Source organism: Streptomyces sp. NPDC053076 (genome assembly GCF_044546845.1).
Taxonomy (GTDB): domain Bacteria; phylum Actinomycetota; class Actinomycetes; order Streptomycetales; family Streptomycetaceae; genus Streptomyces.
Window position 1 is genome coordinate 153,878 of record NZ_JBITZL010000005.1, and the last position, 23,717, is coordinate 177,594.

General features: G+C 73.4%; 20 protein-coding genes and 1 riboswitch. Of the genes, 5 read left to right on the plus strand and 15 right to left on the minus strand.

Annotated elements, in window-relative coordinates:
* Positions 1-89 precede the first annotated feature (89 nt).
* A riboswitch (FMN riboswitch) is annotated at positions 90-220 on the minus strand.
* A gap of 397 nt (positions 221-617) precedes the next feature.
* On the plus strand, positions 618-1,373 hold the full coding sequence (locus ACIGYR_RS22005) for an SDR family oxidoreductase (RefSeq protein ID WP_399600664.1): 756 nt from the start codon (positions 618-620) through the stop codon (positions 1,371-1,373).
* Between the two features lie 69 nt (positions 1,374-1,442).
* On the opposite strand, the gene ACIGYR_RS22010 is transcribed toward ACIGYR_RS22005, so the two are convergent.
* On the minus strand, positions 1,443-2,975 hold the full coding sequence (locus ACIGYR_RS22010) for an ROK family transcriptional regulator (RefSeq protein ID WP_399600667.1): 1,533 nt from the start codon (positions 2,973-2,975) through the stop codon (positions 1,443-1,445).
* Between the two features lie 135 nt (positions 2,976-3,110).
* Here ACIGYR_RS22010 and ACIGYR_RS22015 point away from each other — a divergent pair, with 135 nt between their 5' ends.
* Positions 3,111-4,325: an MFS transporter gene (locus ACIGYR_RS22015; RefSeq protein ID WP_399600669.1), complete on the plus strand. Its 1,215-nt coding sequence runs from the start codon at positions 3,111-3,113 to the stop codon at positions 4,323-4,325.
* Here the strand turns inward: ACIGYR_RS22015 and ACIGYR_RS22020 are convergent.
* Positions 4,285-4,743, minus strand: coding sequence for an acyl-CoA thioesterase (locus ACIGYR_RS22020; protein ID WP_399600672.1), 459 nt, complete (start codon positions 4,741-4,743; stop codon positions 4,285-4,287). The two genes, ACIGYR_RS22015 and ACIGYR_RS22020, sit on opposite strands and share 41 nt — an antisense overlap.
* 106 nt (positions 4,744-4,849) lie before the next feature.
* Complete coding sequence (locus ACIGYR_RS22025) at positions 4,850-6,154, minus strand: alginate lyase family protein (RefSeq protein WP_399600675.1); 1,305 nt, start codon at positions 6,152-6,154, stop codon at positions 4,850-4,852.
* Between the two features lie 133 nt (positions 6,155-6,287).
* Between ACIGYR_RS22025 and ACIGYR_RS22030 the strand changes: the two genes are divergently transcribed.
* On the plus strand, positions 6,288-7,691 hold the full coding sequence (locus tag ACIGYR_RS22030; RefSeq protein WP_399600678.1) for a uracil-xanthine permease family protein: 1,404 nt from the start codon (positions 6,288-6,290) through the stop codon (positions 7,689-7,691).
* A 267-nt stretch (positions 7,692-7,958) separates the two neighbouring features.
* Positions 7,959-8,654, plus strand: coding sequence for a DUF5995 family protein (locus tag ACIGYR_RS22035; protein ID WP_399600681.1), 696 nt, complete (start codon positions 7,959-7,961; stop codon positions 8,652-8,654).
* Positions 8,655-8,837: 183 nt separating this feature from the next.
* Here the strand turns inward: ACIGYR_RS22035 and ACIGYR_RS22040 are convergent, their stop codons facing one another.
* The 4 genes from ACIGYR_RS22040 to ACIGYR_RS22055 form a co-directional block, all read right to left on the minus strand.
* Positions 8,838-10,535 (minus strand): flavin monoamine oxidase family protein, encoded by a 1,698-nt coding sequence (locus ACIGYR_RS22040; RefSeq protein WP_391844767.1) that lies wholly within the window; start codon positions 10,533-10,535, stop codon positions 8,838-8,840.
* Between the two features lie 49 nt (positions 10,536-10,584).
* Positions 10,585-11,373, minus strand: coding sequence for a carbon-nitrogen hydrolase family protein (locus tag ACIGYR_RS22045; RefSeq protein ID WP_399600684.1), 789 nt, complete (start codon positions 11,371-11,373; stop codon positions 10,585-10,587).
* 248 nt (positions 11,374-11,621) lie between these two features.
* Complete coding sequence (locus tag ACIGYR_RS22050) at positions 11,622-12,755, minus strand: NAD(P)-dependent alcohol dehydrogenase (protein ID WP_399600686.1); 1,134 nt, start codon at positions 12,753-12,755, stop codon at positions 11,622-11,624.
* Between the two features lie 5 nt (positions 12,756-12,760).
* A complete protein-coding gene (locus tag ACIGYR_RS22055) occupies positions 12,761-13,186 on the minus strand; it encodes a hypothetical protein (protein WP_391844762.1) in 426 nt (141 codons plus the stop codon).
* Positions 13,187-13,310: 124 nt separating this feature from the next.
* On the opposite strand from ACIGYR_RS22055, the gene ACIGYR_RS22060 reads away from it, so the two are divergent.
* Positions 13,311-14,114 carry a helix-turn-helix domain-containing protein gene (locus ACIGYR_RS22060; RefSeq protein ID WP_399600689.1) on the plus strand — a complete coding sequence of 268 codons (804 nt, stop codon included), beginning with the start codon at positions 13,311-13,313 and terminating at the stop codon, positions 14,112-14,114.
* Positions 14,115-14,140: 26 nt separating this feature from the next.
* Here the strand turns inward: ACIGYR_RS22060 and ACIGYR_RS22065 are convergent, their stop codons facing one another.
* The 8 genes from ACIGYR_RS22065 to ACIGYR_RS22100 form a co-directional block, all read right to left on the minus strand.
* Positions 14,141-14,809: a DUF742 domain-containing protein gene (locus ACIGYR_RS22065; protein WP_399600692.1), complete on the minus strand. Its 669-nt coding sequence runs from the start codon at positions 14,807-14,809 to the stop codon at positions 14,141-14,143.
* A 7-nt stretch (positions 14,810-14,816) separates the two neighbouring features.
* On the minus strand, positions 14,817-15,263 hold the full coding sequence (locus ACIGYR_RS22070) for a roadblock/LC7 domain-containing protein (RefSeq protein ID WP_399600695.1): 447 nt from the start codon (positions 15,261-15,263) through the stop codon (positions 14,817-14,819).
* Complete coding sequence (locus ACIGYR_RS22075; RefSeq protein WP_399600698.1) at positions 15,253-18,081, minus strand: nitrate- and nitrite sensing domain-containing protein; 2,829 nt, start codon at positions 18,079-18,081, stop codon at positions 15,253-15,255. Before ACIGYR_RS22075 ends, ACIGYR_RS22070 begins: the two co-directional genes overlap by 11 nt.
* A gap of 94 nt (positions 18,082-18,175) precedes the next feature.
* Positions 18,176-19,648: an HAD-IA family hydrolase gene (locus ACIGYR_RS22080; RefSeq protein WP_399600701.1), complete on the minus strand. Its 1,473-nt coding sequence runs from the start codon at positions 19,646-19,648 to the stop codon at positions 18,176-18,178.
* A gap of 14 nt (positions 19,649-19,662) precedes the next feature.
* Positions 19,663-20,739: an ABC transporter ATP-binding protein gene (locus ACIGYR_RS22085; RefSeq protein ID WP_399600704.1), complete on the minus strand. Its 1,077-nt coding sequence runs from the start codon at positions 20,737-20,739 to the stop codon at positions 19,663-19,665.
* Positions 20,740-20,743: 4 nt separating this feature from the next.
* Complete coding sequence (locus ACIGYR_RS22090) at positions 20,744-21,562, minus strand: ABC transporter permease (protein ID WP_399600707.1); 819 nt, start codon at positions 21,560-21,562, stop codon at positions 20,744-20,746.
* Positions 21,547-22,446 carry an ABC transporter permease gene (locus ACIGYR_RS22095; RefSeq protein ID WP_399600709.1) on the minus strand — a complete coding sequence of 300 codons (900 nt, stop codon included), beginning with the start codon at positions 22,444-22,446 and terminating at the stop codon, positions 21,547-21,549. Before ACIGYR_RS22095 ends, ACIGYR_RS22090 begins: the two co-directional genes overlap by 16 nt.
* A complete protein-coding gene (locus ACIGYR_RS22100; RefSeq protein ID WP_399600711.1) occupies positions 22,443-23,621 on the minus strand; it encodes an ABC transporter substrate-binding protein in 1,179 nt (392 codons plus the stop codon). The genes ACIGYR_RS22095 and ACIGYR_RS22100 overlap by 4 nt, the downstream gene beginning before the upstream one ends.
* Positions 23,622-23,717 lie beyond the last annotated feature (96 nt).

The following is a 23,717-nucleotide window of genomic DNA, read 5'->3' on the forward strand; positions in this document are numbered from 1 at the left end:
ACACCGGAGGCGTCGCCGGAACGGACCCGTCCGCGTAGGGACGAGCCCAGATTCGGCGGCGCGCACACGGAAACACGCGTGCCCGCCCGCCGCGCACTGCCTCCCATCCGGACTTTAACCGTCGGTCCAGGAATTTCACCTGGTCAACCGGCCGCTGGAAGCGACCGGGTCGCGGACTGTAACCGCCGGTTCGGACTTTCACCGACCCCGGAGTGCGCTGCTTCTGGTACAGGGCCAGTGTGCCACGCCCGGTACTCGTCCATACGGGTGAGCGGTGTGGGCTCGCTCACAGTGCGTACCGCTGACTTCGCGCCATGCGGTCAGCCTGGCCAACTGAACTGCCGGGGCAGTCCGTTGACGTCGGTCCGGACCCATTGACCGTACTGGTCTAGTCCTTTTAGGGTGCGGACGGGCCCGGCGGCGGTGACGACGGCCCTTGCCCGTCGCCGGGCCGTCAGGACTCGGGCAGCGCTCCGGCAGGGCTCCGGGGAGGCGGCGCGTGACATCGTCCGAAATCCGCCGGCCCATGTCACGTTTACGGGCGGCTGTCCGGTCCCATGCGACGAAGGGGGTGTTCCCGCGGGAGCGCCCGGGCGTCGAAAGGGACGGAGAACGGCATGACCACGATCCTGGTGACCGGCGGAACCGGAACCCTCGGCCGGCTCGTGACGGAGCGACTGCGGGCGGACGGGCACGAGGTCCGGGTGCTCAGCCGGCACACGCCGCCCTACGCCGTCGACCTGCGCGCGGGCGGAGCCGGCCTGGACGCGGCCATGGCCGGCGTGGAGACGGTCGTGCACTGCGCGAGCAACCCCCGGGGCGGCGACGAGCAGGCCGCCCGGAACCTGCTCGCGGCGGCCCGGCGGGCCGGGGTGGGCCATCTCGTCTACATCTCGATCGTGGGCGTCGACCGGGTGCCGTTGAGCTATTACCGGACCAAGTTCGCGGTGGAGCGGCTGGTCGAGGAGTCCGGGCTGGGCTGGACCGTGCTGCGGACGACCCAGTTCCACGATCTCCTGGCGGAGCTGTTCGCGGGCCTGGCCAAGTTCCCGGTGGTCATGGCCCCGGCGGGGGTGCCGGACCAGCCGATCGAGGTCGCCGAGGTGGCCGAACGGCTGGCGGAGCTGGCGCTCGCGGCACCGGCCGGGCGGGTGCCGGATCTGGCCGGCCCCGAGATCCGCACGCTGGACTCGCTGGCCCGCGTCTGGCTGCGGGCGACCGGCCGGCGCCGCCCGGTGGTGCAGGTGCCGCTGTTCGGCAGGGCGTACCGCGCCTTCCGGACGGGGAGCCACCTCGCGCCGGACCGGGCGCTGGGCAAGGTGACCTTCGAGGAGCACCTGGCGCGGCGGTCCAGGGGTGGGGGCGGGCGCTGAGCACCCATCCGGGTGAACTGCGAAACCCCTCCCCTCGGGAGAAAGCCCCGATGCCGCGCCGGCCGGGCCCTAGCGCTCCGGTGGGGTGAACAGGTCGTCCTGGGCCCGCTCCCGGGCGGTGAGCAGCGCTCCGCGCAGTACGGCCGTACCGCCGAGGCTGCTCGGCCGTACCTCGGTGACCAGGGGTGACATCCGGCGCAGCCGCTCCCCCACCAGTTCGGCGAGCACCTCGCCCCCGGCCTGGCCGACCTCTCCGCCGAGCACCACACACCCGGGATCCAGGACGGCCACCACCGAGGCCGCGCCGACGGCGATCCGGTCGGCCAGGGCGTGGAGGAAGCGGCCGGCCGGACCGTCGCCGGAGACAGCGGGCACCCGTGCGGTGCCGGCGTCCGGTCGACCCGCGGGGTCCTCCGTCTCTCGGTCCACCGCATCGGACACCCCGCGGGCCGTCCCCCGGCCGAGGGCTCCCCCCGACGCCTCCTCGGCCACCACCCCGCGCGCTGCTCCGACCGGCACCACCCCGCCGCCCCCTGTCCCCGCCGACGCCACCTCGGCCACCGCACCGCGTACCGCCTCCCCCGACGCCACCTCGGCCACCGCACCGCGCCCCGCCCCCGCCGACGCCACCTCGGCCACCGCACCGCGCCCCGCCCCCGCCGACGCCACCTCGGCCACCGCACCGCGTACCGCCTCCGCCGCCCCCGGGCCGTCCGGGGAGGCCGGCACGGGCAGGCCGCACTCCGCCGCCAGCGCGACGACCGCCGCCGCCCCGGTGAGTGAGTGGAAGCCCCCGTCGCAGTCGGTCGCCGAGGGCAGCGCGCCGGTTCCCGGGACCGGCAGGAAGCCGATCTCGCCGGTGCCGCCGGAGGCGCCGCGGCGCAGGGTGCCGTCCAGGACGACCGCGGCGCCGACGCCGTGGCCCAGCCAGAGCAGGACGAAGGTGTCCCGGTCGCGGGCGGCGCCCTCGCGCTGTTCGGCCAGGGCGGCCAGGTTGGTCTCGTTCTCGACGGTGACCCGGGCGCCGGGCAGCCGGTCCTGGAGGGCGGCGGCCAGACTGCGGTGCCAGGCGGGCAGGCCGGCCGAGTCCCGGAGGTCCCCGGTGACGGGGTCGATCAGGCCCGGCGCGCCGATGCCGACGGTGTGCAGCCGCCCCCAGGCTCGAACACCCTCGCGCGGGGGCGCCCCCAGGGCGCCGGCCTCCTTCACGGCGCTCTCGACCGCGGCCACCGCCTGTTCCACGGCGGGCCCGGTCCCGGTGTTCCCGCCGATCGGCGCGGACGCCTCGGCGAGCACCCGCCCGACCAGGTCGGAGACCAGGACGAAGACGCCTTCGGTGCGGACGTCGAGCGCGGCGAGACGGGCGCGGTCGGCGACGATGCCGTAGAGGCGGGCGTTGGGCCCCCGGCGCTGCTCGCCGGACTCGCCGACCACCGTGATCAGCCCGGAGGCCGTCAGCCGGTCGACCAGGTCGGCGACCGTCGGCCGGGACAGTCCGGTCAGCTGCTTCAACTGCCCTGCGGTGAGCGGGCCTTCCTGCTGCAACAGCCGCAGGGCCAGCCGGTCGTTGATGGCCCGGGCGGTGCTCGGTGATGCGGGCATGACGGGGATCCTCCCAGATCGGTGGCCCCGCCGGCCGCATGGGACGTACAACCAACTATCTATCAGGCAGGGTTCCTGATAGTTTACGCCGCGTTGCGGGGAGGGCCGAGCAGGGAACCTCGGGAGGGGCAGGACATGAGTGACGTGAGCCATGCGCGCGACGAGGTGAGGCGCGCCCGGTACGCCGTGGCGGCCGTGTTCGCCGTGCACGGCGCCGTGACCGGTTCGTTCGCGACGCGCGTGCCGTGGGTCCAGGAGCACACCTCGCTCGGCACGGGTCAGTTGGGATTCGCCCTGGCCTTCACGGCGTTCGGCGCCTCGTGCGCGATGCCGCTGGCGGGCCGGATCAGCCATCGCTTCGGCAGCCGTACGGCCCTGCGCGGACTGCTGGCACTGTGGACGCTGTCCCTGGTGCTGCCGTCCGTCGCGCCGAATCTCGTCACCCTGTGCCTGGCGATGTTCACCTATGGCGCGACCGCCGGCATGGCCGACGTCGCGATGAATGCGCTCGGCGTGGAGATCGAGCGGCTGCTCGGCAAGTCGATCATGTCGGGGCTGCACGGCATGTGGAGCGCGGGCGCCCTGATCGGCTCGGCGGCCGGCACCCTGGCCGCCCATCTCGGCGCGGACGCGCGCCTGCACTTCGCCCTCGCGTCGGCCGTCCTCACCCTGCTCGGGTTCGCGGCCTGCGGCTGGGTGCTGGACCTTCAGCCCGCCGAGGGCGAGGAGCCGCCCCCGCGGTTCACGCTGCCACCCCGCTCCGCGCTGCTGATCGGCGCGGTCGGCTTCTGCGCGGTGTTCGCCGAGGGTGCGAGCCTGGACTGGTCGGCGGTGTTCCTGCGGGACCGGCTGGGCAGCTCGGCCGGGCTGGCGGCGGCCTCCACCACCGGGTTCATGCTGACCATGGCGGCGGCCCGGATCGCCGGGGACGCGGTGGTGAATCGCTTCGGCGCGGTCCGCACCGTGCGGGCCGGCGGTGTCCTGGCCGTGCTGGGCGGCCTGCTGATCGTGCTCGCCGGGCATCCGGCGGTGGCGATGGCCGGGTTCTCGCTGATGGGGCTCGGCATCGCGGTGGTCGTACCGCTCTGCTTCGCGGCGGCGGGGCACGCCGGTCCCCACCCCAGCCAGGCCATCGCGGGCGTGGCGACCATCACCTACACCTCGGGGCTGATCGCGCCGAGCCTGATCGGCGGAGTGGCGCAGGCGACCAGCCTGATGGTGTCGTTCTGCGTGGTGACGGTGCTGGCGTGCGGGCTCGCGGTGTTCGCGGGCGTGCTGCGCACCGCCGAGCGCGGGGGCCGCGCGGAGGTCAGTCCGCGGGCCGCAGCAGTGCCCGGCCCGCGGCCCTGAAGGTCTCGCTCCAGGGCGCGGGGCGCATGGTCGTCGCGTCCAGCCGGACCAGCACCCGGGCGCCCTGGGCGTAGGTCTCGGTCCCGTCGGCCGAGCAGAACCGGAAGCCGTAGGTGAGGCCGGTGGTGCCGAGCCGTTCCAGCCAGAGGTGGACGGCGTAGGTGCCGGGGCGGGTCACCGGAGCCTCGTAGCTGATGCGCAGTTCGCGGACCGCGTTGCAGGCGTCGCCGGCCGCCACCCAGTCGCCGTCGAACCGGACGCCGTACTCGTTCCACAGCTCGGTCCAGGCGCGCTCGACCATCAGCGGGTAGCGGGCGTTGTGCAGCAGCCCGAGCGCGTCGAGGTCGTCGAAGTGGACGGTGACGGGGATCAGCCGGCCGTGGGAGACGGCGGGGGCGATCGGGGCTTCGGCGGTCACGGGAAGGGCTCCTGAGCAGCGCTGGCGGGGTGGCGGCACCCCCGTACCCCACCATACTAAGCGACCGCTCAGGAGCCTGGCCGGGAAGCCTCCAGGCCGGCGGGGGTCAGCCCGCTATCGAGTCCAGCTGCTCGGCGGCGGGGCGCAGCGCCCAGAGGTCTCCCCCGGGCGGCGCCTGGAGCCTGGGCACGGCCGCCTCGGCCGCCGGATCACCGGCGTCGGCCGCCGCGTGCACCACGTCGGTCGCCGCATACCGGTAGAACTCCAGCTCCGGGTGGGGCCAGGCGGACGCACCGGTCGCGGCCGGCAGCAGATAGTCGACCGCCTTGACCAGGCTCTGCCCGTCCGGCCCGCGATGGTCCCAGAGGTTCACGCCCACGTGCCGGCCGATGGCCGCGAGCCGGGTGTAGGCGACCAGGTCGAAGGCCGAGTAGTGCCAGCTGCGGGTGCGGGCCAGTTCCTGGGGCTGGCTGCCGTCGGCCGCGATCTGCGGGTCGATCCGCCTGGCGCCCGCGTCCAGCACGGTCCGCCGGGCGAGGGCGGTGTCGCCGGTGGCGTAGGCGAGGGCGGCGAGTTGCATGTCGTAGAAGGTGCCGTGGTTGTTGGCGGCGGCACCCTCCTCCTTGCCGAAGCCGCTGTTCTTCAGCCAGCCGAGGAAGTCCTTGTTCCACTGCGCCATGGCGGTCCGGTCCCCGGCCGTCCAGCCGGGCGCGCCGGCGGCGAGGACGGCCTGCGCGTCCAGCACGCTGGTGTACGACTGGGAGAAGTCGATGATGCCGAGGGCCCGGCCGTCGTACTTGCACGGGATGAACTGGGCGTGGTCCAGGTTCGGGTTCATCCGGGTGGCCGGGTCCAGGAACCAGGTGCGCAGGATCTGCCCCGCCTTCTCGGCGTAGCCGTGCCTGCCGGTGTAGTACCAGGCGAGCGAGAGGTCGTACGTCGAGTCGAAGACCTTCTCCGCGTCCTGGCGGTCCGTGCCGCTGTCGACCTCCGGGTTGCGCTGTCCGTCGCGCTGGACGTAGGGGCAGCCCCAGGGGTTGCCTGCGGTGGGGGTGGTCGTCGGCCACCAGTAGGGGGCCTGGCTCAGATAGTCGTGGACGTCGCCGCCGGGGGCGGGCTTCGGCTTGTCGACGACCGTCCAGGGTCCCTGGTCCAGCCAGGCGTCCGCGCGGGTGGTCAGGGCCGCGAGCGCGCGCCGGAGCGCGGGGTCGTGGGCCACCCGGGCCCGGGTCCGCTCCAGCCGGGGGCCGTCCAGGACGGCGGTCCGCGGCGGCTTGGGCGCGGCGTGTGCCGGCGGCCTGGACGCGGCGTGCGCGGCCGACTCGGGCGCGGCGTGCGCGGCCGGGACGAGGGCGGCTCCGAACGTCACCACCGCGGCCAGCAGTACGGCCGCACGGGATCTTCCACTCATCAAGCGCTCCGATCTGTCCTCGATCAGATACATGAATGCTGTTCATGTGCACGACCGTGCGAGCGTAGAGCCCCCGGATACCCCTGACAATGGTCCGGACCCTCTTCACGTACGTAAGAAAGCGAAACCCACCATGGACCTCGGCGTGCGCTGGAAACTGCACGGTGACGGGCGCACGCCCGCACCCGGAGCGGTGGTACGCCCCGACGAACGGCTCTCCTGGCCCCGTACCGTGGGCCTGGGTGCCCAGCACGTGGTCGCGATGTTCGGCGCCTCCTTCGTCGCCCCGGTGTTGATGGGCCTGGACCCCAATCTCGCGATCATGATGTCCGGTGTCGCGACCGTGATCTTCCTGCTGGCCACCCGCGGCCGGGTGCCGAGCTACCTCGGCTGCTCCCTGTCGTTCGTGGGTGTGGCCGCGGTCATCCGCGCCCAGGGCGGTACGAGCGCGACCGTGACCGGCGCGGTCCTCGTCGTCGGTGCCGTGCTGTTCCTGGTGGGCCTGGCCGTGCAGCGCTTCGGCGCGCGGATCATCCATGCCGCCATGCCGCCGATCGTGACCGGCGCGGTCGTCATGCTGATCGGGTTCAACCTGGCCCCGGTGACCGCCTCCACCTACTGGCCCCAGGACCAGTGGACCGCCCTGCTGGTGATGCTCTTCACCGGTCTGGCGGTCGTCTGCCTGCGCGGTTTCTGGTCACGCATCGCGATCTTCCTCGGCCTGGTCTTCGGCTACGGCATCTCCTGGGCGTTCGACCGGATCTTCGGGAAGATCCACTCCATGAGCCCGAGCGGCAAGGTCGCCGACCACTGGCGGCTGGACCTCTCCGGCGTCTCCAGGGCCGACTGGATCGGACTGCCGTCCTTCCACGGGCCCTCGTTCCAGTGGTCGGCGATCCTGGTCGCGCTGCCGGTGGTGATCGCCCTGGTCGCGGAGAACGCGGGTCACGTCAAGGCGGTCGGCGAGATGACCGGCGACCCGCTGGACGACCAGCTCGGTACGGCGATCTCGGCGGACGGCGTCGCCTCCGTGCTGTCGACGGCCGTCGGCGGCCCGCCGAACACGACCTACTCGGAGAACATCGGCGTGATGGCCGCGACCCGCGTCTACTCCACCGCCGCCTACTGGGCCGCCGCCGGCTTCGCACTGCTCTTCGGCGTGTGCCCGAAGTTCGGGGTGATCGTGGCCGCGATCCCGGGCGGGGTCCTCGGCGGCATCACCGTCATCCTGTACGGCATGATCGGCCTGCTCGGCGCCCAGATCTGGCTCAACGCCAAGGTGGACCTGCGCAACCCGCTGAACCTGGTGCCGGCCGCCGCGGGCATCATCATCGGGGTCGGCAACGTGAGCATGAAGTTCACCGAGAACTTCTCGCTCAGCGGCATCGCCCTCGGCACCCTGGTCGTCATCACCGGCTACCACGCGCTGCGCGCCTTCGCCCCGGCCCACCTGAAGGAGCAGCAGCCGCTGCTGGACGAGGGCACGCCCTCCTACGACCCGAAAGCGGGCACACAGGGGCCGCGCGCCGAGTCGTAGGGCCACACGGCCGCACGCTCGGCGCCACGTGGCAGGCACACGACCGCACGCTCAGCCGACCCGAAGGCGGGCACACAGGGGCCGCGCGCCGAGTCGTAGGGCCACACGGCCGCACGCTCGGCGCCACGTCATAGGCGCACGATCGTATGCACAGCGGGACGTCGTAGGCGCACGGTCGCACGCTCGCCGGCCCCGGCGTTCCCCCGTTCCGGCGAAGTACCGGGCCGGTCGGCGCGCCGGCCGGCCTCGGGCTGGGACGCTTCCCCCATGGCGCAGCCGGCACACCTCACCACCTCCGTCGACGCCGTCGACGCCGTCGTCGCGCGGATGCGCGCTCTCGACGCGGTCCTGCCCGCCCGGGACGGCGTCGCCGTGTTCAACCGCGTCTACCTCGCCGTCACCGAGGAGGTCGACCGGCGGCTGACCGCCGGGGAGTTCCCGGACCCGCGCGCGGCGAGCGCGCTGGACGTGCGGTTCGCCGAGCGCTATCTGGCGGCGGTCGACGCGGCTGCCGCGGGCCACCGCCCGCCCGCCTGCTGGCGGCCCCTGTTCCAGCTCCGCCGCCATCCCGGGGTCCGGCCGCTGCAGTTCGCGCTGGCCGGCATCAACGCCCACATCGGGCACGACCTGGCCCTCGCCGTGGTCGACACGTGCCGTGCGCTCGGCTGCCGGCCGGCGGATCTGGAGGACGAGTTCGACCGGGTGGGCGAGCTGCTCGGATCGTTGGAGGAGCGCATCCGCGAGGAACTGATGCCGGGCCCGGACCTGTTCCAGATCGCCGACCCGCTCACCCACCTGCTCGGCTCCTGGAGCCTGGAGCGGGCCCGGGAGGCGACCTGGACGGCGGCCCGTGCCCTGTGGGCGCTGCGGCACTGCGCCGACGTCGCCGAGGAGTTCACCGAACGGCTGGACGCGGCCGTGGGGTTCGCGGGCCGGATGCTGCTGACACCCCTCGCCGACTGATCGGGCCGCCATGCCGCCGACACCCCTCGCCGACCGATCCGGCCGCCATGCCGCCGACACCCCTCGCCGACCGATCCGGGCGGATGCCGCCCCGAGCGGTGAGGCGTCGCCGCCGGGGGGTTGGAAAAGGCGCGGGCGGCCGGAGTCGGAGGCCGGCCGCCCGCGCCCTGGTCCGTTCCCGGGTCAGTCCTCGGGAAGCTCCACCGGCGCGATCTCGTCGTAGACGTCACCCGGGCCCGGGTTCGCCGCGTCCGTCTCGCCGCCGAAGTGGTGCATGACGCCCCAGACCGCGTTCAGCGCGGTCTGGATCGCGCCCTCGGCCCAGCCGGCCGTCCACGAGATGTCGTCGCCGGCGAGGAAGATGCCCCGCTTGTCCTCGGGCAGCCGGTCCTGCATGAAGTGCGTGAACAGGCGCCGCTGGTAGCGGTAGTGGCCGGGCAGGTTGGCCTTGAACGCGCCCATGAAGTAGGGCTCGTTCTCCCAGGAGACCGTCACCGGGTTGCCGATGATGTGCTTGCGGATGTCGACCTTCGGGTAGATCTCGCCGAGCGACTTCAGCATGACCTCCATCCGCTCGTTCGCGGACAGCGGCAGCCACTTCAGGCTGTCGTCGCACCAGGTGTAGGAGAGGCAGATGACGGCGGGCTTGTCCGGGCCGTCGTCCAGCAGGTAGGTGCCACGGGTCATGCGGTCGGTGAGCGTCATCGACATGACGTCCCGGCCGGTCTCCTCGTCCTTGTCCAGCCAGAACGGCCGGTCCACGGGGACGAAGAGCTTGCTCGACTCCATGTAGTGGGTGCGCTCGATCGCGGTCCAGTGGTCGATCGGGAACAGCGAGTCGTCGCAGGCGATCTTGGACAGCAGCATCCAGGACTGGGCGGTGAAGATGGCCGCCTGGTAGGTGCGGATGTCACCGTTCGCGTCGGTCACGGTGATCTGGTTGCCCGCGGTGCGGTGCAGCCGGGTCACGGCCGGGCGCGGCTCGCCGTCCATGTGCAGCGACTTCAGCGAGGTGCCGTACGGCCAGTGGACGATCTTCTCCGGCTCGCGCTCCCACAGGCGCAGCGGCAGCTGCTGGGAGCCGCCGACGATGCCGCGGTGGTGGTCGTCGGCCTCGGTGTAGACGACGCGCAGGATCTCCAGGATGGAGTTCGGGAAGTCGGTGTCCCAGCCGCCGGTGCCGAAGCCGACCTGACCGAAGATCTCCCGGTGCCGGAAGGACTTGAACGCCTCGGAGTCGCAGAGGAAGCCGTAGAAGGTCTGGTTGTCGAGCTTCTCGACCAGCTTCGCCCAGATCTCGCGGATCCGCGGGACGTCCCGCTCGCGCAGGGCGCGGTTCATGTCGGAGAAGTCGGCGCCCTCCTCGAGGCACCGGCCCCATGCCTCGGCGACGTCCCGGTACACCTGGGGCAGGTCGTCGATGGTCTCGGCGTAGTGCGACTCGCCCTTGAGGTCCACGACGGTCGACGGGGTCGCCTCGGCCAGGGGGTTCGGGAACGGCCTGGTCTCCAGGCCCACCATGTCGATGTAGTGCTGGAGGGCGGTGGAGGACGGCGGGAAGCGCATCGCTCCCATCTCGGCGGTCAGCGACTCGTCGCAGCCCTCGAAGCCGACCGTGCGGAGCCGGCCACCGATCTCGTCGGCCTCGTAGACGACGGGCTTGAGGCCCATCTTCATCAGCTCGTACGCGGCCACGATGCCGGACAGACCGCCGCCGATGATCGCGACCTCGGTGCCGTGCTCGGTCGCCGGGACCTGGCCGAGGCCCGCCGGGTGGGCGAGGAAGTCGTCGTAGGCGTAGGGGAAGTCCGGGCCGAACATGGTGATCGGCGGCTGCTGCTCGTCGGTGTGCTCGACGGCGTTGGGCACCGTGGACGTCATGGGGTACGGACTCCTTGCGCGGGGGTGGATCGGGGAAAGCTCGGGGGGATCAGACGAGGGACCCGTACAGGCCGGGGCGGCGGTCCTTCAGGTACGGGTTGGCCTCGCGGGAGGCGGCCAGGAAGGCGGGGTCGACATCGGCGACGACCAGCTCCCCGCCGCGGCCTGCGCGGGTGCGGGCGATCCCGTCGGGGCCGGCCAGGGCGGAGAGCCCGAAGAACTCGAACTCGCCCTCCGTGCCGACCCGGTTGACGTACGCGACGTACATCTGGTTCTCCCAGGCACGCACCGGCACCACGGACTCGGCGACGAACTGGAACGGGTGCATGTTCGCCGTCGGCACGACGAGCAGGTCGGTGCCGGCCAGTGCGTGGGCGCGGGCGTTCTCCGGGAACTCGACGTCGTAGCAGATCATGATGCCGACGGTCAGGCCGCCCAGCCGGGCCTGGACGAGCGACTGCTCGCCGGGGGTGAAGTGCTCCCGCTCGGCGCAGCCGAAGAGGTGGGTCTTGCGGTAGTTCGCGAGCCGGGTGCCGTCGGCGGAGATCAGCTGGGCGGAGTTGTGGACGGTCTCGCCGACGCGCTCCGGGTAGCCGTAGGCGATGGCCAGGCCGTGCCGGGTGGCGATCGCGGCGATCGCGTCGGCGGAGTCGCCGTCGGCGGGCTCGGCGAGGCGCGCGATGTCGTCGCCGATCGCGTACCCGGTGAGGAACATCTCCGGCGCGGCCAGCAGATCCGCGCCCGCGCCGGCGGCCCGGCCCGCGGCCTCGTCGAGGACCTTGAGGTTCTCGACGACGGAGCCGGGGCGGCCGGAGCTCTGGAGCAGGGCGGTGCGCATGCGGGATCCTCACCGGTACGGGGGTTTGGGGGGCCGATTAGACCGTACGGTCGGCGCGCTCGGCCGGACAAGAAGGAGCCGTTGCGCGCGGGTGCGCGGTTCATTGCGTGGAAAGGGATGCGGGCGGAGATTCGTTGCGCGCCCCCGGGCGAGGTGCGGGCGCCGTCCCGGGCGCGGTGCGCCGGAGCGCCCGCCCCGGGAGCGTGCCGATTCGTTCGGTGCACGCCCTCCACCTGCGCGAAGGACCGTCATGAAGCGCCGTACGAAGATCCCTGCCGAAGCCGCCGCTGCGCTGAATGGCCGGGGCGGCCGAAGCGCTGCCCGTCGCCGGCCGGTGCGGGGAGCGGCGCCCGGGGGAACTCGATGACCACCTTCCCGAAGGGACGGGCCGTCTCGTAGTACCGATAGGCGGCAGGGGCCTCCTCGAACGGGAACACACGGTCGATGACCGGACGCAGCCGGTGCGTGGCGATCACGTCGTTCATGGCGCTGAACTGGGCCCGGCTGCCCACGGCCACCGCCCGCAGGGTCGCCGCGGCACCGAACAGCAGCCGGGGGTCGACGGGCGCCCAGTCTCCGGAGACGGACCCGACGAGCGCGACGTGCCCGTCGACGGCGACCGCCCGCAGCGACTGCTCCAGCGTTCCGGCGGTGTCCACGACCCGGTCGACCCCGAGCCCGCCGGTCAGCTCGCGGGCGGCGGTGTGCCAGTCGGGCACGGCCCGGTAGTCGACGACCTCGTCGGCGCCCGCCTCCCGCAGCCGGCGCTCCTTGGCCCGGTCGCCGGTCGTGGCGATCACGCGCGCGCCCAGCAGCTTCGCGAACTGCACCGCGAACAGCGACACCCCGCCCGAGCCGGTGGCCAGCACGGTCTGGCCCGGCCGGACTCCGCGGCCGTCGCCGGTCAGTGCGTTCCACGCGGTGACGGCGGCGCAGGGCAGGGTCGCCGCCTCGGCATAGGAGAGGTGCTCGGGGACCGGCACGAGGGCGTCGGCGGGCAGGATGGCCAGCTCGGTCAGCATGCCGTCGAGCGAGCCGCCGAGCTGCGCCAGCCGGTCCGGTTCCAGCGGGCCGTCCAGCCACTGCGGGAACAGGGCGGCGCTGACACGGTCGCCCGGGCGGACCCGGTGCACGTCCGGTCCGACGGCGACGACCTCACCGGCGCCGTCGGAGACCGGGATGACGTCCGGTGCGACCGGCAGGACGTACTGACGGCGCAGGACGAGCAGTTCCCGGTAGCTCAGGGAGGCGGCGCGGACCGCGACCGCCACCTCGCCGGGGCCCGGGCGGCGCGGTGCGCGGGTGCGCAGCGACAGTCTCGCGATCCCGTCGCCGGCGCCGAGGTGATAGCTGCGCACCGTGGTGGGGAGGGTGGTCGGCATCGCGCTCACCCCTCGATGAACTGGTAGTCGCCGGTGATCCGTCCGTCAGGGCCGAGGAGGAGGATCTCCAGGCCCACGGCGGCGACCTCGCCGCCGTCCCGGGACGTCATCTCCCAGTGGAACTTGACGACGTCGTGCAGCCGGTCGGCGTCGCCGCACGACCTGAAGACGTAGTCGCCGGGCGCGACGAACTCCTCGTGGGCGCGCGTCACCCGGACGTCCAGTGCGTCGTGTCCGCGGGCCTCCAGGACGAGCCGGCCGAAGCCCAGTCCCCGGGCGGTTCGCCGCAGTTCCTCGGGGGGCTGCAGCGCGTGGACCGCGTCGGCGGACCACAGCTCCCGGACCGCGGCGCGGCGGCGCTCCTCGTCGCCTTCGTTCCACACGGCGACGTACCGGTCGGTGAGGTCCTGGAGGTCGACAGCAACGGTCATGATCGCTCTTCTCCGTTTCGTTCCTGGTCGGAATCCACGGCCATGACCCTGCTGTGCCGTCCGTCGCGCGGCAATTCCCCCCAGGGAATGGCCGGACGGCGGTCCCGCGGGTTACACAGGAGCAGTGATCAGCGAATCGCCCGTCCGAGGGCTCGGAACCGCGCTGCGCGACTGGCGCACCCGCCGACGCGTCAGCCAGCTGGAACTGGCCACGCGTGCGGGAACCACCCAGCGGCATGTGAGTTTCATCGAGAGCGGCCGGTCCTCCCCCGGCCGATCCATGATCATCAGGCTCGCCGAGACCCTGGAGGTTCCGATCCGCGAGCGCAACGAGCTGCTGCTCGCGGCCGGATTCGCCCCGGCGTACCCGCGGAGCAGCCTGGACGACCCACGGCTCGCCCCGATCCGCACCGCGCTCCAGCAGATCCTGGACGGCCATCTGCCCTGCCCGGCGGTGGTCGTCGACCGGCACGGCGACCTCGTCTCGGCCAACGCGGGCTTCCACGCGCTCACCGCCGGCGTCGCCCCGTGGCTGCTGGCCCCGCCCGTGAGCGTCCCCCGGGTACTGCTGCACCCCGACGGCCTCGCGCCGCGCATCGTGAACCTGCGCGAGTGGGCGTGGCACATCATCGACCGGGTGCGGGCCGAGAGCGTACGCAACCCGGACGAACGCCTGGCGCGCCTGGCCGCCGGCCTCACCGCGCTGGCACCGCAACGGCCGCGCGACTCACCGGACCACCTCGGTTTCGCCGTGCCCCTGCGGCTGCGGGCCGCCGGGCCGGACGACGACCGGGTGCTGACGCTCATCACCACGCTGACCCACTTCAGCACGGCCACCGATGTCACCGTGGCCGAGCTGCGGCTGGAGGCGTTCCTGCCGGCCGACGAACCGACCGCCGCGCTGCTGGCGGACCTGGTGCGCCGCTGACCGCCCCCCTGAGGGCCACCTGAGGACTACAGCTGTTTCAGCCGGGTCACGATCTCCCGGAGCAGTTCGGGGGCGGCGGGGCCCGCGACTGCCGTACGGCGGGGCGCGTCGATGCGGATCAGTCCGGCGTCGGCCAGATCGCCGAGCAGCACCCGTACGACGGTCAGCGGCAGGTCGGCGTCCGCGGCCAGCTCGACCACGGGGCGGGGGCCACGGCGGATCAGGTCGAGCAGGGCGGCGGGGGCATGGTCGAGGTCGGGGCCCGCCGTCCTGGCGAGGGCCGCCGCTCCCAGCACGGCCGCCGGTCGATCCGGGCCCGCCGGTTGGTCCGGGCCCGCCGGTTGGTCCACGCCTGCCTGGCGGTCGCGGTTCACCGGTCGATCCGGGGCTGCCTGGCGGTCGCAGTTCGCCGGTCGATCCGGGGCTGCCTGGCGGTCCCGGTTGGCCGGTTGATCCGGGGCTTCCTGCCGGTCCCGGTTGGCCGGTTGATCCGGGGCTTCCTGCCGGTCCGGGCCCCCACCCTCCTGCGGGCCCGCCGGATCGTTCGGGCGCACCGGCTCGTTCGGGTCCAGGGCGGTGACCCGGGACATCAGGTCGATGGCGTGCCGGCCCGCGGGGCGGGTACGGCCCCGGGTCACGGTGTAGGGGCGCACCATCGACCCGGTCTCGTCCTCGTACCAGTGCTCGTCGCTCACCGCGGGATCATGAGGTGCTACGGGCCGCGGCGTCCAGGTGGGTGCCGAGGCGGCGGACCAGGAGCGCCATCTCGTGGGCGAGCTGACCGACGTCGGTGCCGGCCTCACTGAGCACGGCGAGCCGGCTGCCGTGACCGGCCGGGCTGATGAAGAGGTACGCGTCGTCCAGCATCACCATCGTCTGCCGCACCTCGCCCGCGGCGAACCGTTCCCCCGCCGACCGGGCGAGGCCGTGGAAGCCGGAGCAGACGGCGGCCAGATGCTCGATGTCCCGCCGGCGCATGCCGTCCGAGCTGCTCAGCGGCAGACCGTCGGCGGTCAGCAGCACGGCCTGGCGGACATGCTCGGTACGGGCCACGAGGTCGTCCAGCAGCCAGCCGAGATCCGTACCGGGCGGTCCGGTGGGCGCTGCGGGTCGCAACGGGATCTGCTCGTTCTGCTCGTCACGGTGCATCGTCGGTGTCCGTCCCTTCGTCGGTGGGGGTGGTCGCGGCGTCGGCGCCCGCGGCACGAACGTGACGGGGCGCGGGCAGGGCCTGCCGGCCACGGTCCAGCGCGGACAAGCCCTCGCCGCCACGGTCCTGCGCGGGCAAGCCCTCGCCGCCACGGTCCTGCGCGGGCAAGCCCTTGCGGCCACGGTCCAGCGCGGACAAGCCCTCGCCACCACGGTCCAGCGCGGACAAGCCCTCGCCACCACGGTCCAGCGCGGACAAGCCCTCGCCGCCACGGTCCTGCGCGGGCAAGCCCTTGCGGCCACGGTCCAGGCCGCGCTGGAAGGCACCGAAGATCGCCCTCATCTCCTCGGCGTCGAGTTCACGCCCTGGGCCACACTCCGGCGGCTCCGGCGGATCGTCCCGCAGCTCCGGGGCGATTGATGCCTGCCGGGTACGGGTGGGCAGGGCGGGAACGGGCACAACGCCACGCACGGACAGGCCCCGCGCCGCACCGGACACCTCGCCCCGCACCTCCGCCGCACCCGCCACCTCGCCCACCGCACCCGCCGCATCGACCCGCGACCCCGCCGCCTCGCCCACCGCCCCCACCGCACCCGACACCTCGGCCCGCGACTCCGCCGCGCCCGACCCATCGGCCCGCGACCCCGCTGCGCCCGACCCATCGGCCCGCAGCGACACCTCGCCCCGCACCCCGGCCGCACCCGCCACCTCGACCACCGCACCCGACGCCCCGGCCGCATCCCGCGCCTGCGGCGTCCCGGTGTCCCGTGCGCCTACGCCTGTCCACGCCCGCTCCGACTCCGGCTCCGTCCGCATCCGCTCCGGCTCCCGCTCCGTCCGCGCCCGCTCCGACCCCGGCTCCGTCCGCATCCGCTCCGGCTCCCGCTCTGTCGGCGTGCGCTCCGGCTCGGGCTGCGCCAGCACGCCCGCCGGCAGCCGGACCACCGCCGTCGTACCCCCGTAGGGGGAGTCCCCGAGGCTGACCTCGATGCCGTGCCGGGCGGCGAGGCGGCCGACGACGTACAGGCCGAGCCGGTCGTGCCGGGTGGGGTCGAAGGCGTCCGGGTCGGTGAGGGTACGCAGGGCCGCGGCGCGCGCCTCGGCGTCGAGGCCGATCCCACGGTCGTCGATCTCCACCACGAACCCACCGCCGACCCGCCCGGTGCGCAGCGTGACCTGGGTGTGCGGCGGCGAGAACACCGTGGCGTTCTCCAGCAGTTCGGCGATCAGGTGGACGACGTCGGCGACCGCGTCCGCCGCCACCCCCACCTCGGGCATCGGCGGCACCACCACGCGCGCGTAGTCCTCGATCTCGCCGACGGCCGAGGCGATGACGTTCGCCACCGGCACGGGCCGGCGCCAACGGCGGCCGGGCGCGGCCCCGGAGAGGATGATCAGGCTCTCGGCGTGCCGCCGCATGCGCGTGGTCAGGTGGTCGATGCGGAACAGCTCGCGCAGCACGTCCGGGTCGTCGGTGCGCCGCTCCAGCGTGTCGACGAGCTTCAACTGCCGGTGCACCAACGCCTGGTTGCGGCGCGCGATGGTGAGCAGTACCGCGAACTGCCCCCGGCGCAGGGTCGCCTGCCGGACGGCGGCCTCCACGGCGGCCAGCCGCGCGGTGTTGAAGGACCGGCCCACCTGTCCGATCTCGTCGTCACGGACCTCGTCGGCGGCGAGCGGCGGCGCCTCGGTCACCGCGTCCACCTCCTCGCCCGCGCTCAGCCGTCGCATGACGTCGGGCAGCCGGCGCTTCGCCAGCAGGTCGGCGGCGTCCCGCAACGTCTCCAGTCGGCGCGAGATGCGCCGGGCGCCCCGGACGGCGAACCACAGGGACAGCCCCACGGCGGCCAGTCCGACGGCGCCCACGACGGCCGCCTCGGTGAGTTCCCGGTAGGCGAAGCTCCGCCCACGGGCCGCCGAGTTCTCCGCCGAGCGTGTGCACAGCCGCATGTACCGCTTGACGGCCCGGTCGGTGGTCGACCGCCAGGTGTCCGCCGCGACGGCCCTGCCGGCCCCGTCGGCCCCGGCCCGCAGCAGCGCGTCCTCACCCCGCACCAGCGAGCGGTGCAGCTCGTCGCGCCGGAACTCGTCGAACAGGGCGCGTGAGTCGGCGGGCAGGTCGGGCACATAGGTCCGCTCGAAGACGCGCCGGTCCTCGATGGTCGCGGTGAGGGCGTCGTACTGCCGGTCGGTCAGCGTGCCGGCCGCCCGCGCCCCGGCGACCAGGGCGTCCTCGCGGGAGACGAACTCGCGCACCCGGACCAGTTCGACGACGACCTGTGCCTCACGGGCGAGCTGCCCGGCCTGGAGGGCGGTCAGCGTGGACTGCACGTCGAAGCCGGGCTCCACGAGCGCGCTGTACTCGTCGACGGCCCGGTCCCAGGAGATGTGCCGGGCCAGCACGAGCGAGCGCAGCCTCTCCAGCTTGTCCGTCGCGCCGGCCATGGTGTCCAGGGCCTGCCGCTGCCGGTGGGTGAGCCGGTCCCGGTCGCCGTCCCGGATCGCCTGCCGCATCGCGTCGACGGCCCGGTCGGTGCGACGCTGCTGGCCGAGCAGGCCCCCGGCGGCGGCCGGGTCGGGGCGGGCGCCGAGGTAGGCGGCGGACATCCGGCGCTCGATCTGGATCTGCCCGACCGCGGTGTCCACGGGGGTGCCGAACTCCTCGTACACCCCCTGGAGCCGGACCAGCGCGCGCAGTTCGGCGGTGACGGACACCATGGCGAAGCTCCACAGGGCCATCAGGGTGAGCGCCGGGGCGAGCGCGAGCGCCACGATCCGCGCCCGAACGGTGGTGGGACGGCCGAGGGGCCAGCGCATGGGTACCTGCCGGTGTTACCAGTCGGTAGAGAGTGCGGGACAACCTACGGGACGGTCACCCCGTACCGCAATGGTGACCTGCGGTAACCCCGAGTCACGCAGGCAGGGTGAAGGTGGTGAGCACCGCCGCGTGGTCGGAGGGCCAGTCGTTGTCCGCCACGTCCGGCCAAGGCCGTGGGCTGCCGGTGACGAGGGTCCGCGCGTCCCGCACGGTCAGGCCCCGGTGCAGCACGTAGTCGATCCGGTCCTGCGGCTCGGGCCGTCCGCTGCCGTCCTCGTGCACGGGGTGGACCGGCGACCAGGTGTGCCCGGGCGCGGCGACCGGGTCGGGGTGGGCCTCGCGGTAGGAGTCCCGCAGGCCCGCCTCCTCGGCGGCCTTCGTCACCGGCCACTCGACGTCCGGCCGGTCCAGGTGCGAGGGGCAGTTGAAGTCGCCGACGAGGACGACCGGCACGCCCTCGCCCGAGACTTCGGCGAGCCGGTGCAGTGCGTCCCGCAGCTGCGCGAGCCGCACCTCCTCGTGGGCGATCAGCCCGGCCGCGGGCAGCCCGTCGAAGGCGGCTTCGTAGGGGCCGTACGGCGTGTGGTGCAGATGCGCGGTCCACACGTCGACCTCGCGGCCGGGTGCCGCCTCGATCCGCACGCCCGCGGCGCCGTAGAAGCCGACGTCCGGGTCGCCGAACCGGGCGGTGATCGGATGGCGGCTGAGCACGCCCAGGTTCTCGCCCGCCCGGTGGTGGTGCCAGCCGAGGGCCTCGGCCAGCTCCTGGGTGGCGGTGCCGGCGGTCTCCTGGAGTCCGACGACGTCGGCGCCGCTGTCCAGGATCACCTTGAGCTGCTTGGAGCGGTGGTCGTCCACCTGGCTGCCGCCGAGCCAGAGGTTCCAGCTCATGACCGTCAGTTCGGGCGCCACCATGCGGCTCAGCTCCTCGGCCGTGACCCCGGCCAGGCTCTCCCGCACGGTCCGGCCGGGAGCCGCACCGATCGGCGCGAGGGACGGTACGGCGAGTACGGCGCACCCGGCGGCCTCGGCGGAGGCCACCCCGGTCTCGGTGTCCTCGACGGCCACACACGCGGCCGGCTCGACGCCGAGGACGCGGCAGGCGGCGAGGTAGGGGTCGGGGGCGGGCTTGGTGCGGGCGGTGTCGTCGGCGGTGACGGAGGCCGCGAACCGTCCGGCGCCGAGTGCGTCGAGGACGACGTCGGCGACCGCGCGCGGGGACGCGGTGACCAGGGCGGTGGGGATGCCGGCGGCGGCCAGCGCGTCCAGCAGGTCCAGGGCGCCGGGGCGGGGCACGGTCCCGGTGCGGACGCGCTCGGCGAACTCGCGGTGCAGCCCGGCGGCGAGGTCCGCGGCCGGGCGGCCGGTGCGCGCGCCGAGCCAGGCGGCGGTGTGCTCGACCGGGCGGCCGAGCACGTCCGGCTGGTCGGCCTCGGTCAGCGGACGCCCGGCGACCTGCTCGACGGCCTCCCACCACAGGCGCTCGGTGTCCACGAGCGTGCCGTCCATGTCGAACAGCACGGCCTGGAGCGGACGGTGGGGGCGGTCGGGGGTGTGGGGGGCCACGTTCGTCTCGTTCCTCACTTCTGGATACGTTCGGCGACCAGCACGGGGCGCTCGGGCAGCGACACACTGACAGCCGCCCCGGCGCCGAGCCCGGCGGCCTCGTGCGCGGGCAGGTCGGCCTTGGCCTCGGTGCCGTCGGCGAGCCGTACGGTGACCCGGACGACCGCGCCGAGGAAGGCGGTGGCGACCACCCGGGCGCCGCCCTGGTCGTCGGCGCGCACCCGGACGGCCTCGGGCCGCACCAGCACGTCCACGGTCCCGTCCGGCACCTCGCCGTCGGCCGGCAGCCGCTGTCCGAGCACCTCGACCGTGCCGTCCTTCAGCGTGCCCGGGATCCGGCTCATGGTGCCGACGAACTCGGCGACGAAGGCGGTGGCGGGGCGGCCGTACAGCTCGGCCGGTTCGGCGCACTGTTCGAGGCGGCCGGCGCGCATCACGGCGACCCGGTCGGCGACGGACAGCGCCTCCTCCTGATCGTGGGTCACGAACAGGGTGGTGATGCCCAGTTCCTGCTGGAGCCTGCGGATCTCCTCGCGCAGGGTGAGCCGGACCTTGGCGTCCAGCGCGGACAGCGGCTCGTCGAGCAGGAGCACGCGCGGGCGCAGGGCGAGGGCGCGGGCCAGCGCGATGCGCTGCTGCTGTCCGCCGGAGAGCTGGTGCGGATACCGCTCGCCCTTGTCGCCAAGGCCGACCAGTTCCAGCAACTCGGCCGCCCGGGAGCGGCGTTCGGCCGTACGAACCTTGCGCATGCGCAGCCCGAAGGCGACGTTGTCGACGGCGTTCAGGTGCGGGAAGAGGCTGTACGACTGGAAGACCATGCCGGCGTCGCGGCGGTGGGCGGGGACGTGCGTGACGTCCTCGCCGTCCACCAGTACGGCGCCGGAGTCGGGGTGTTCGAACCCGGCGAGCATGCGCAGCGCGGTGGTCTTGCCGCAGCCGGAGGGGCCGAGCAGAGCCAGGAACTCGCCCGGGCGGACGGTCAGGTCGAGGCCGTCGAGCGCGACGGTGGAACCGAACTCCCGTCGCAGTGAACGGAACTCGGCGGTCGCGGCCTTTCGGTGGGTGGCCTTCTCGAGCGTGGTGGCGGTCATGGAGTCATCCCCGGGAGGAAGCGGTTCGGGCACGTCCGCCGGCACCGGCGAGCGCGAGGAGCAGGGCCCAGGTGACAAGCAGGCTGAGCACGGAGACGGCGACGGACATCTGGGCCTGCGAGCCGCCGATGGTGTAGATCCACACGGCGAAGGGCCGGAAACCGAGCAGCTGGGCGACGGTGAACTCGCCGAGGACCAGGGCCAGCGTGAGGAAGGCCGCGTTCAGCAGGGCGCCGCGCAGGTTGGGCAGCACGGCCCGGACGAGTGCCTGCGGCCAGGAGGCACCGCAGCTGCGGGCGGCCTCGACGAGGGTGCGCACGTCGACGGCGCGCAGTCCCGCGTCCAGGGCGCGGTGGACGAAGGGCAGGGCCATCACGACGTACGCCAGGACGAGCACGACGGGGAAGTTCTCGTCCTGGATCGCCACGAACGTCTGGAACAGCGGGGTCCGCGACAGGTGCTCCGGGCCCCACTTCAGGACGTTGACGATGCCGGCGACGAAGGCGATCGGCGGCACCACCAGCGGCAGCGAGCACACCACCTCCACCAGGGGCCGCATCCGGGGCGCGCCCAGCCTGAGCGCGACCACGGCGGGCACCATCAGCAGCAGCACGATCGCGATGGTGGCCACGGCCAGCTCCAGCGAGAGCAGCAGGCTGGGGACGAACCCTTCGGTGGAGAGGATCTCGCCGTAGGCGTCGAGGGTGATGCCCTGGCCGGGCACGTCGATGGTGAAGATCACGGAGGCGGCGAGCGGCACCAGGAAGTACAGGGCGGCGAGGCCGAGGACGACCCACCGCCACAGGGTCAGGCGTCGAGCCATCGGGCACTCCGGCGTTGCAGGGGCAGGTACACGGCCATCACCAGACCGGCCACGAGGACCATGTCGAGGCTGAGCGCGAGGGCGACGTTCTCCTGGCCGACCAGCACGTTGCCGGACAGGGCGTCGGCGATCTGGAGGGTGACCAGCGGAACGGCGCTGCCGACCATGGCGGCGGCGGTCGCGTAGGCGGCGAAGGCGCTGCCGAAGAGCAGGACCAGACCGCCGAGCAGGGACGGCGCGAGCACGGGCAGGGCCACGTGCCGCCAGTACTGGACACCGGTGGCGCCGTTGTTCAGCGCGGCCTCCCGCCACTGGGTGCGCAGACCGTCCAGCGCGGGGGTGATGGTGAGGACCATGAGCGGGATCAGGAAGTACAGGTAGACGAGGACCAGACCCCAGAAGCTGTAGAGGTCCCAGCCGCTGTCCCGCAGGCCCAGGTGCACGGTCAGGACACCCGCGTTGCCGAGGGTCGCGACGAAGGCGAAGGCGAGCGGCACCCCGCCGAAGTTGGCGAGCACCCCGGAGGCGGTCAGCACGGCCTCGCGCAGCGCGCGGGAGCGGGAGCCGGCCACGGCCTGGGCGAGCGGCAGTCCGAGCAGGGCGGCGAGCACGGCGGAGACCGCGGACAGCTTGACGCTGCCGAGCAGCGCGGTGAGGTACGGCCCCTGGAGCGAGGTCGTCAGATTGGCGCCGGTGTACGAGGTGGCGCCCGTGGTGGCGTCCTTGACCGTGACGGCGCCGTCCACGATGGCCGCGGCGGGCAGCCCGAAGGCGATCGCCGTGAACACCAGCAGCGGCACCACGGCCAGCCAGCCGGGGGCGCGGCGCCGCCGCTTCGCCGAAGCGACGGGCGCCACGTCCGCGCGCGTGAGGGCGGCGGTCATCCGGAGACGGCCTTCCCCCAGCCCTGCGCGAGGACCGTCTTGGCCTTGCTCTGCTGGTCCTCGCTCGGGAAGGCGGGGGTGCCGGTGACCTTCGGAAGCTTGCCGGCGGCGGTCTTGTCCAGGGTGCCGGCCTTGTCCATGGCGGTCATCAGGGCCGGGCGGGCGTAGCCCTTGAGCCACAGGTTCTGGCCCTCGGCGCTGTAGAGGTACTCCTGCCACAGGCGGGCGGCGGCCGGGTGCGAGGCATCCTTGTTGATGGCCTGGGAGTAGTACTGGGCGTACTTGCCGTCGGCCGGGATGGCGACCTTCCAGTCGACGCCCTTGGACTTGAACTCGTCGGCGTAGCCGGCGTTCAGGTAGTCCCAGTCGATCGAGATCGGCGTCTCGCCCTTCTCGACGGTGGCCGGGGTGGACTCGACCGGCGTGTAGTTGCCGTTCTTCTTCAGCTCGGCGAAGAAGTCGAGGCCGGGCTGGATGTCGTCGAAGGAGCCGCCGTTCGCGAGGGCCGCCGCGTAGACGCCGCCGAAGGCGGAGCCGGACTTGGTCGGGTTGCCGTTGAGGGCGACCTGGCCCTTGTACTGCGGCTTGAGGAGGTCCTTGAAGCTGGACGGGCAGGTCTTCACCCGCTCGGCGTCGCAGCCGATGGAGATGTAGCCGCCGTAGTCGTTGTACCAGCGGGCCCGCGGGTCCTTCTGGCCCTCGGGGATGTCGGCGAAGGCGGCCACCTTGTAGGGCGCGAGGAGGCCCTGCCGGGCGGCGCTCAGCGCGAACGAGCTGCCGAGGTCGAGCACGTCGGGGGCGCGGTCCTGGCCCTTGCGGGAGGTGACGGCGTTGATCTCGTCCTGGCTGGAGCCGTCGGGGCTCTCCACCTCGATCTTGATGCCGTACTTCTTCTGGAAACCGTCGATGAGGGCGCCGTAGTCGGCCCAGTCACGCGGCAGCGCGATCGCGTGCAGCGTGCCCTCCTTCTTGGCCGCCTCGACCAGGGCGTCGAGACCGCCGAGGTCGGCGGCCGACGTCGCGGTGGCGGCGCTCTTTCCGCCGTTGGTGGTGGCCGACGCGTTGTCGGGAGCGGCACCACAGGCGCTCAGCGCGAGCGCGGCGACGACGGCGAGGGAACCGCCGAGGACGGCGTTTCTCGGGGACACGGTCACGGTCTCTCCAGGGGGACACATGATGCGGGAGGGAGAACTTGTCTGAACAAGTTGGCCTCAGTACGCCCGGTCCCGGTGTCCCGTTCATGAACGGCGGCGAAACGCAGGCCCCTGTTT